The following is an 8611-nucleotide window of genomic DNA, read 5'->3' as shown; positions in this document are numbered from 1 at the left end:
GTGTGCAGATTTTGCATGGGTTAAGAGAGGTGCCTTACTGTTCACGGCTCGATTTGTGAAACAAAGCCCATTTTCGAAACCATTCTCTCTACGTTCATTAAAACCAATGGTCAAGACCGAAGATGAATTGATTCGCTGAGCGTTTGTTGTCGTGAAAAATTGGATTTTTCGCTTTGACCAACGATAAACCGGAATACAGCGTGGTTCTTTTTGACAGTGTTTTTTCCACTGCAAAAACCAATCCATTCAATCCACCGGAATCCAGCCCGGAAGCAGCCACCGTCGCACCAAGTTGGTTGGCAGAGGTAAGACCGGGCTGTTGCGTCCAGTTATAGCTTATTTTGAGCTTGTTATTATCAATTGGATATTCAACCCCAAAAGAAGCAGAATTACTCTTCTCAACATTCCGGTTATTTTGATAAGCCGCATACACCGTAGCTCGGTCTATCTTGTACTTACCGCCCAAATGGAAAATTGATTTCCGACCCTCTCCGCCATTTTTCGCGAAACCAACAACCAGAGAATACTGATCACCCACATAATCGGCTTTCAATTGGTATGGCTGCGCCTTGCTATCAGCTGAAACCCCTTGAATGGCATTCGATTGATTGGACACCAGCATGATGCCAAAATTCCAACCAGAAAAAGACCTACTAACAAATGAAAGGGCATTTTCGTAATTTCCACCGGCTCCGACCAATGATTTTATTTTCCCTTGGTCATCGAGGACTGTAGATGAATACACGGCCCTCTTGGCATTACTCGACATAAAACTCGAGCCCAGGTTGTAGTTGTTTTGAACCGACCCTGCATAGCGGGCAACAATGCTGTCCGTAAATGCATACATCTTGCCAACCCTTAAGCTGCCAATATCGGTATTGGTGTACTCCACCCATGATTGGCGGTCTCCGATGCTTTTCATGCTGCCATCCAGCGGCGAAAATCCCCCCTCAATCATAAAATTGACTTTGGTATTGTGAGAAAGTCTTTCCTCCCCTCGAAAGCCGATACGAGCGCCACCTATTCCACCAACACCAAGCCCATTAAAATCTGAAAATGACGTAGATCGGTAATCTGCACTAATTCGCCCATACAACTGCACACTAGACTGTGCAAAAACTTGACCAGCGCATACCAACATGCACCCCAATACTGTACGCTTGAACATAAATCCTCCTGAATGATAATGACAAAATAATACATTCAGGGATTTTCAATGTCTTATTCATTTATGTTGGTCGCCATTAACATGATGTTCATACCATCATAAGTAAAGAAATAAAAAAAAAAAACAAAAAGCCGACCAACCAAAAAAGTTGATCGACTTTAAAAATATTCTTCTATTTATTTTATTTCCATCACAAGAACAAAGACTCACTTGCCCGCTTCTAATCGCCGTGTCAGTCGAACAAAAGGCAAAATCAGCGCCAAATAAATCAACGCAGCCAGCGTCAATGGGGTTGGATTGAATAACACCGACTGGGCCGACTGGGCGTTGTGCAGCAACTCCGACATGCCAAGCACACTCGCAATCGAAGTCGCTTTGACAATCTCAACACTATTGCCAATGAGGTCTGGAATGACGTTTCGACAAGCCTGGGGCAGTACCACAAGCCCAAGCGCCTGTACCCGTGTCATGCCGGTCGAGCGCGCAGCCTCCGCTTGCCCAGGTGGAATCTCGAGAATGCCTGCCCTGAAAATCTCACAGTAATAAGCTGATGTCGACAAGGTGAAACTAATCGCAAGAGCCAGTACTGGCGGCAGATCGAGTCCAAGAAACGGTGTGGCAAACGACACGAAGATCAGCAATACCAGCTGCGGAAATGACCTGAAAAAATCAACATAGACAATGACCAAGCCACGCACGACACGGTTGCGCGACTGTGTTTGTAATAGCGCCAGGCACATGCCCCCGAGCAACCCAAGCGGAATGGTCAGCGCAGACAACTCCAAGGTGACCCACAATCCTTTGAGCAAATAGGGCAAAGTTTGACGGGCAATCTCCAGGTTGAAAAACGTGCTCCAAATCTCACTCATGGCTGGCTCCGTGCTTTGTGTTCTAAATATCGCGAAAAAAGGACCAACGGGAAAATCATGGCGATGTAGATCAGCGCACACAAGGTCAAAGGGGTTGGATTCGCAAAGTCACTGCTGGCAGTTTGAGCCGCCCCTAAAATTTCGCCAAAACCGATCACTGAGCCCAAGGCCGTATTTTTTACAGTCGCAATACAGCGGTTGGTGATCTGCGGCAGCGTGCCTTTGAATGCTTGTGGCAAGCACACATGCCGCATGGCTTTGAACCATGTCAACCCGGTTGATCGCGCCGCTTCCATTTGTCCTTTGGGCAAATTGCTCAACCCAGTCCAAATGCACTCTTCAATAAAAGCAGACAGCACCACCGACAAACACAGCCAGGTAGCCGTAACAGAGTCCACAGCAATGTTCAAATACGGCAAGGCAAAGTAGACCAAGATCAACAGCACCAAAGGGGGTAAGGTTCTCAATACATCGGCATATCCGACAATGCAGCGAACCATCCACCGATTCATCGCTTTGTTGCGTTGCGCATGGTAGTAGCGCAACGATGCGAGCAACGTGCCCAGCACCATGCCTGTGGCAATGATCAAGAGCGCAATGGCAATGGTTTGCCAAGCCGCATCCAGAATAAGTGGCGCTGTCTTGGCCGTGATCTCTGGATTGAAAAACGTATGGAGCAGCGACGGAGAATCAAGCGTACTCATAGGGGCGTGTTTTCTGTATGGAAGCGAGAGAGAAAGCTGCGCAAGCGCTCGTTGTCTGTGGCAGAGAAAATGGCCTCAGGCTTTCCATCGGCAGCCACAACACCACCATCCATAAAGAGAACGCGGTCCGATGCATCTCGGGCAAAGCCCATTTCATGCGTGACAACCAGCATGGTCATATTAAGTCCACGCAATTCACGCATCACAGCCAGCACGCTGTTAACCAGTTCAGGATCCAGCGCACTCGTGGGTTCATCGAACAAAATGATTTGAGGTTTGAGCGCCACCGCGCGCGCAATCCCTACGCGCTGCTGCTGCCCCCCTGAGAGTTGGTTGGGCCGTGCATCTGCTTTGTGCTTGAGCCCCACCTGCTCCAGTGCGCGCATGGCCAATTCATTGGCCTCATGGGTGCTCATTTTCTTGACATAGCGCAATGCCAGCGTGACGTTCTTGAGCACACTCAAATGCGGGTACAGGTTGAACTGCTGAAACACCATCCCCATGTTTTGCCTGACCGCGTTAATGTTCACGTCTTCACGGGTGATGTCCAAGCCATCAAAAATAATTTGCCCTGCCGTGGGTTGCTCCAGCAAATTGCAGCAGCGCAACATACTGCTTTTGCCAGAGCCAGAAGGGCCAATGATGGAAACCAACTCCCCTTCGCGCACACGGAAATTCACGCCATTGAGGACGCGAAGATCGCCATAGTCCTTCTCTAATTGGACGACTTCAAGAATGATTTTGGGTGTCATGGCGCTTGGGGCTTAATCGGTAGGAATACAAGAGGGAAGGCCCAGCGCAAGCTGGGCACGCAAATTACCGGCAGTTTGGCGCTGGCGTGTCGGGCGTATAGCCCTCAAAACCGTTGACACCAACGCCCTGGTACTCCACCACGGTAGGCGAATCCGCCTCAGGCGTAAGCCCCGTCCACTTGGTGTAGAGCGCCAGCAACTCACCACTGCGCTTGAGGCATTTCAATGCGTTGGAGACCTCCAGTTGCAGCTGCGGCTGGTCTTTGCGAAATGCGATGGCGGCCACGTTCCCGGTACGGATGCGGTAGCTGGTTTTGAGGGTCGGATTGTTCGCTCCCAGCCAAGAGGCCGTTTGAAGACTGGTAATCGTGGCAAACGCACGGCCTGATTGCACGGCTTGAATGGCATCGGCCCCAGAGCCATACACATCCACTTTGAAGTCGAACTCTTGGGCTTTGGATTTGGCCCAAGCCTCGAAGGAAGACCCTTTGTTCGTGGCAATGGTCTTGCCTTTGAGTGCGGACAACTCGGTCACCTCAGGCGCATTCTTGCGCGTCAAGAACATGAAGTCATTTTCCAGATACGGCTCACTAAAGAGCAGCATACTGGCGCGCTCAGGCGTCACGTTCACTGGCGGCAGCAACAGGTCGAACTTGCCAGAACTCAGCCCAGGCAAAGCCGCACTCCACTGCACGCTATCAATGTTGATTGGACGACCGAGCTGGCGGCTGAGCGCAGCAGCCAAATCAATCGTGAATCCTTTGAGCGTGCCATCCAAATCAGCCATTGAAAATGGCGGCAATGCAGAATCTGCTGGGGATGTCAGGGCGGTTGGTGCGGCATACGCGCTGCTCATGCCAAGTGCAGTAGCAAGCAAAAATGCAGCAGGCGAAAAAGTGAATCTAGGCATAGGAAACAACCTTTCAGTAACAAGAATGCGACGGGTGAGAAGGCTTGCGCGATTAGCGCAATGCAACGGATGGGAAGCGAGCAGTGGAGAGCGAGCGAACACACCGCACGGCCTCCACCAAGGGTTGAATCATGGTCACTGGCTCAGCCAATGTGGCACTGATCTGCGCGGCCGCAGCAGCCACCGGACCACCGCCGATGACCAGCGTGCGCGAGCCATCTATGTCTATGGCTTTGCGAATGGAGTGGCCGATGCTCTCAATCAGACTCTCCGTGCTTTGCGCTGAATGCTGAGCTTGCGCATCGGTGATGACCAGAGAGTTAAAAAACGTAGTGCAACCGTACCGCTGAATTTGCGACAAGGTCGACTCGCGTAGCAACGGGGTGATGGTCAGAACGGAAAACGCTTGTTCAAGCCGGTGCGCCGCTTGCATAGCGCATTCGCCAATACCGAACACGGGAATGGGCAAGCGCGCGCGCAAGGCTTGCATACCGGGGTCGCCAAATGCTGCAACGATGACCGCATCGACCTGACTTTTGGCAATGGCCTCGTGCATGCCCATGACCTCTTGCGCAGCAACCGCCAAGGACTCTGGCCGGTCGATCAAGGCGCTGCCTTGGTCAGCCGTCATGTGGCTCCATTGCCAGTGCGGCTCGCCATGGCTGCGCGCCACCGATACCATCATCTGCGTGGTACTGGTATTGGTGTTGGGATTGATGAGCAAAACGCGCATGGCAAACGCTCCACCAGTCAGCTTGCGCTGAACTCCGGCCAGGCTTTGCCTGTTGCAAACTGCGCCTCGTAGCAGCTTGCCAAATCCAGCAAGAGATCATCGGCACCAAAATCTGCAATAAGCTGGAAGCCAATCGGCATACCACTTGCAGTAGGCTCAGCAGGCAATGCCAAACCCGGATGGCTACATGCATTGACCCAATTGGTGAACACCGCATGCCCACGTGGCCCCACCTTCTGCCCATCAATCATGGGAGGGAATGGCTCATTCTTAGGCCATGGATTGGCCGCCGAAGTGGGCGTCATGATGATGTCGTAGTGCGCAAACGCCTCTCCCACTTTGGAGCGCAGTTCTTGCAGCAGCTCAATCACGCCTTGGTAAGTGCCACCGTTGATCGCATCACCAGTCAAAGCCCTATCACGATAATCAACCGTAACCTTGTCTTTAAAGTCAGGGTACTGCTGTGCCATCAACGACATGCAGACATTGCCAATGATGGCCCAGTTGTCGCTAACCGGGCTGATGTCAAAAGGCAACTCTCCTACCGTGACCGAATGCCCCATGCTAGAAAAACGCTCGCACGCTTGCAGGCAACTTGCGGCAATCTCAGGATCGACTGGACTAGCGCCATACTGCGGCACATACAAAATGCGCAGTGGACCGACTTCGTTGGCTTTATCGCTCATCGCAGCAAAACCCCGCGAGCGCTGATCACGGCGGTGAGGCTTGGCAATAGCTGACATCATGATGCGCACATCGTCCACCGTGCGACCAATTGGGCCAACAACCTCACAGTCATACAGCACCGAAGTGAACCCATCGGCCCGTGGAATGCGCGAGAGTGTGGGCTTAAGCCCTACTAAACCAGTGTAGCCAGCGGGGCGACGAATCGAACCACCGCCATCGGTGCCCAATGACAACGGCACCATGCCTGCAGCGACCGATGCGACAGAACCGCCACTGGAGCCACCGGTCGTCAACTCTGGGTTCCATGGATTGCCCGTGGCGCCATAGACGGGGTTATAGGTCGAGCCACGACTGGCAAATTCAGGCAAGTTGGTTTTACCAACCAGGATGGCACCTGCGTCGCGCAGCAGCTCAATAGGCAATTCATCATGGGTGGCAATGCGGTCTTTGAACAAAGGCGAGCCGAACACAAACGGCATGCCTTTGATGTAAATGTTGTCCTTGACCGAGACAGGGATTCCTTCAAGCAGGCTGCGCGGCTTGCCTTCGGCCAGCAAGCAATCGCTGTGGCGCGCCGCCGCTCGCGCGCCCTCTACGTCGATATAAGTGAATGCATTGAGCACAGGCTGCAAGCGTTCAATGCGCGCCAAGAAATGCTCAAGCACCTCAGAGGCAGTCAATGAGCCGTTGCGCAACGACTCTCCAAGCGCGCGAACGGACATGGCATGAATAGCGAGGGGAGTTAAAGAAACATCGGTCATAGGAAAGGTGGTCAAAGCAAAAGAGTGAACGGTCAAATAACGGCAACCGGTATTGGCTTGGTAGATGGCCCCCCGGCAAAGGCCACGTTAACCCCTGCAATCCGCTGCAGGTGCTGCGCCATGCGCTGGAATGCCAGAAATCTCAGTAACCGCAGCCAACCCGCACCGGCGCGCATTGGCTGCACGCCGAACAAGCCAACGGGACAAACCATGCCCCGACCATCTCCCGCCAAAACAATGGCGAAGTCGGCACGCACACCAGTTGTTAGCAGTTCGAAATGGGCCATGGAAGTCGTCCAGAAATGGGGCGTTTGAGGAATACAGATTCAGTGGTTACAGCGGCTCTATCAGGCCCAACACTTCTTGATGGGATGGCTAAAATTCTCGTTTTTGTTACGCCGCTTGTCGCTTACCTTTTCATCCGCTGTACTTAACCTTGTGTTAACGCCAACAGTGTTTTGCATGCACGTACGCGCTACGCAACCTTCGCATGCATTCAGGAACAGAGGTCTGCGGTCATGGCCAACTCTGGAATAATCTGGCTTGATGACTTCACACAACGCGCCCCAGTGCGGTCGTTGTCATCCCCTTAATACAGGCACCGTCGTTGTCCTCATCGCCTCAATGCCTGCAACGTGGCTCCTGTGCTGCTAACGCGTAGTAATGAACGCGATAGCCAAGCCCAAACTTTTCGTTAGCCCTTTTTTCTTCTTGCTGCGCAGACTACGTTCGCCATGTCACACCCTGTTTTACAGGCTTTGTTACCTGTTGTTATATTGATTGCCATTGGATACTACATTGGCAAAAAACATTGGGTGAGTGCCAATGGCACGAAAGACCTCTCCAACGTCGTTTTTCTGGTCCTGGCGCCTGCGCTGTTGTTCCGTACCATGAGCAACGTGCATCTGGAGGACATCGACTTCCGCCCAGTGCTGGTGTACTTTGCCGCGATGTGGCTGGTGTTCGGTGCTGTACTGTGGAAGCTGCATTTCACCCGGCGCGCAGCCGTGCTGGGCTTGGCCTCGACCTTCTCAAACACATTGATGATTGGCGTGCCGCTTGTCTCCCTCACCTACGGAGAAGAAGGACTGGTCACCTTGTTTGCGTTAGTGTCTCTGCATGCTTTCGTGATGCTCACCATGGTCACCATCGTGCTGGAATTGGCGCTGGAGCTGGAAAACGCACGCCACGGCAAAGCGCCCAAGCAACGGCGCAGCATTACAACCCGCCTGGTGGGGTTGGGGCATACCTTATTCAAAGCCGCCAAAGCCTCCCTCTTGCATCCTGTGCCTTTGCCCATTGTGTGCGGTTTACTGTTTGCCCAAACAGGTTTAAAACTCCCCTCGGTGATTGACCAGCCTTTACAGTTATTGGGGGCGGCATTCTCTCCAGTGGCCCTGCTCTTGGTCGGTGCGAGCCTAGCGGTCACCACTTTGGGTGGCCACCTGCGGGTTGCGCTGTTGCTGGTGGGCATGAAAAACCTATTTCACCCCCTAGTCCTGGCGCTGCTGGGATTGGCACTGGGCTTTTCAGGCGTGCCTTTTGCCGTGATGGTGCTGACCGCCTCACTACCCATTGGCGCCAATGTTTACTTGTATGCCATACGTTACAAAGTTGCCGAACAAGAAGTCGTTGCAGCAGTCGCTCTCTCAACCATGCTGGGGCTATTTACCGTTGCACTGGTGATGCTGCTGGTTGGGTACTTGCCGTAGAACCNGAGGGAGTCTGACAGTGTGGCTGGACAAAGAGATGCAGTGGCTCGCTCCTGCCACTGGCAAACGAGGCCGTCATCACAAGCATTCCGAAGCTGCCATCCAGTTCTGCTTGACCATCAAATGCTTGTTTGGTCTGGCTTTGCGTCAAACACTAGGACTGGTTGAATCATTGCTTAAACTGGCAGGTCTGAATTGGCCAGTGCCTGATTTCAGTACCGTCTGTCGACGTCAGAAAGACTTGCAGGTCAACGTGCACTACCAAGCCAGCCAAGGTGCATAAACCTACTCATTGACTCCACTGGTATCAAGTTC

The 8611-nt window shown here is 52.6% G+C and carries 9 protein-coding genes and 1 pseudogene; 2 read left to right on the top strand and 8 right to left on the bottom strand.

Going from position 1 to position 8611, the window contains the following annotated elements:
- Positions 1 to 97: 97 nt before the first annotated feature.
- The 8 genes from E9531_RS17010 to E9531_RS16975 all read right to left on the bottom strand — a co-directional run bounded on the left by E9531_RS17010 (position 98) and on the right by E9531_RS16975 (position 6871).
- A complete protein-coding gene (locus tag E9531_RS17010; protein ID WP_136574967.1) occupies positions 98 to 1168 on the bottom strand; it encodes a porin in 1071 nt (356 codons plus the stop codon).
- A 206-nt stretch (positions 1169 to 1374) separates the two neighbouring features.
- Positions 1375 to 2037 carry an amino acid ABC transporter permease gene (locus E9531_RS17005; protein ID WP_136574966.1) on the bottom strand — a complete coding sequence of 221 codons (663 nt, stop codon included), beginning with the start codon at positions 2035 to 2037 and terminating at the stop codon, positions 1375 to 1377.
- Positions 2034 to 2741, bottom strand: a complete 708-nt coding sequence (locus E9531_RS17000) for an amino acid ABC transporter permease (RefSeq protein ID WP_136574965.1) — start codon at positions 2739 to 2741, stop codon at positions 2034 to 2036. The genes E9531_RS17005 and E9531_RS17000 overlap by 4 nt, the downstream gene beginning before the upstream one ends.
- Positions 2738 to 3493: an amino acid ABC transporter ATP-binding protein gene (locus E9531_RS16995; protein WP_280177205.1), complete on the bottom strand. Its 756-nt coding sequence runs from the start codon at positions 3491 to 3493 to the stop codon at positions 2738 to 2740. Before E9531_RS16995 ends, E9531_RS17000 begins: the two co-directional genes overlap by 4 nt.
- Before the next feature lie 64 nt (positions 3494 to 3557).
- Positions 3558 to 4403, bottom strand: a complete 846-nt coding sequence (locus E9531_RS16990; RefSeq protein WP_136574964.1) for a transporter substrate-binding domain-containing protein — start codon at positions 4401 to 4403, stop codon at positions 3558 to 3560.
- A gap of 52 nt (positions 4404 to 4455) precedes the next feature.
- Positions 4456 to 5136: an aspartate/glutamate racemase family protein gene (locus tag E9531_RS16985; protein ID WP_136574963.1), complete on the bottom strand. Its 681-nt coding sequence runs from the start codon at positions 5134 to 5136 to the stop codon at positions 4456 to 4458.
- 17 nt (positions 5137 to 5153) lie between these two features.
- The gene (locus E9531_RS16980; RefSeq protein ID WP_211343478.1) at positions 5154 to 6584 is read right to left on the bottom strand and encodes an amidase; all 1431 of its coding nucleotides are present in this window, start codon (positions 6582 to 6584) and stop codon (positions 5154 to 5156) included.
- 32 nt (positions 6585 to 6616) lie between these two features.
- Positions 6617 to 6871 (bottom strand): hypothetical protein, encoded by a 255-nt coding sequence (locus E9531_RS16975; protein ID WP_136574961.1) that lies wholly within the window; start codon positions 6869 to 6871, stop codon positions 6617 to 6619.
- A 447-nt stretch (positions 6872 to 7318) separates the two neighbouring features.
- Here E9531_RS16975 and E9531_RS16970 point away from each other — a divergent pair, with 447 nt between their 5' ends.
- On the top strand, positions 7319 to 8296 hold the full coding sequence (locus E9531_RS16970; protein WP_136574960.1) for an AEC family transporter: 978 nt from the start codon (positions 7319 to 7321) through the stop codon (positions 8294 to 8296).
- A pseudogene (locus E9531_RS16965) lies at positions 8295 to 8611 on the top strand (transposase); the annotation flags it as partial. The gene E9531_RS16970 and the pseudogene E9531_RS16965, both read left to right, overlap by 2 nt.

Origin of the sequence: Lampropedia puyangensis (genome assembly GCF_004833285.1) — a bacterium.
In the GTDB taxonomy this organism is placed as follows: domain Bacteria; phylum Pseudomonadota; class Gammaproteobacteria; order Burkholderiales; family Burkholderiaceae_C; genus Lampropedia; species Lampropedia puyangensis.
Note: the sequence above shows the minus strand (reverse complement) of the source record. Positions and strands in the feature narration are given on the sequence as shown.

Coding starts and splice junctions, on each gene's coding strand:
- E9531_RS16990 (WP_136574964.1), bottom strand. CDS start 4,403: ATGCCTAGATTCACTTTTTCGCCTGCTGCATTTTTGCTTGCTACTGCA.
- E9531_RS16985 (WP_136574963.1), bottom strand. CDS start 5,136: ATGCGCGTTTTGCTCATCAATCCCAACACCAATACCAGTACCACGCAG.
- E9531_RS16970 (WP_136574960.1), top strand. CDS start 7,319: ATGTCACACCCTGTTTTACAGGCTTTGTTACCTGTTGTTATATTGATT.
- E9531_RS16980 (WP_211343478.1), bottom strand. CDS start 6,584: ATGACCGATGTTTCTTTAACTCCCCTCGCTATTCATGCCATGTCCGTT.
- E9531_RS17005 (WP_136574966.1), bottom strand. CDS start 2,037: ATGAGTGAGATTTGGAGCACGTTTTTCAACCTGGAGATTGCCCGTCAA.
- E9531_RS17000 (WP_136574965.1), bottom strand. CDS start 2,741: ATGAGTACGCTTGATTCTCCGTCGCTGCTCCATACGTTTTTCAATCCA.
- E9531_RS16995 (WP_280177205.1), bottom strand. CDS start 3,493: ATGACACCCAAAATCATTCTTGAAGTCGTCCAATTAGAGAAGGACTAT.
- E9531_RS16975 (WP_136574961.1), bottom strand. CDS start 6,871: ATGGCCCATTTCGAACTGCTAACAACTGGTGTGCGTGCCGACTTCGCC.
- E9531_RS17010 (WP_136574967.1), bottom strand. CDS start 1,168: ATGTTCAAGCGTACAGTATTGGGGTGCATGTTGGTATGCGCTGGTCAA.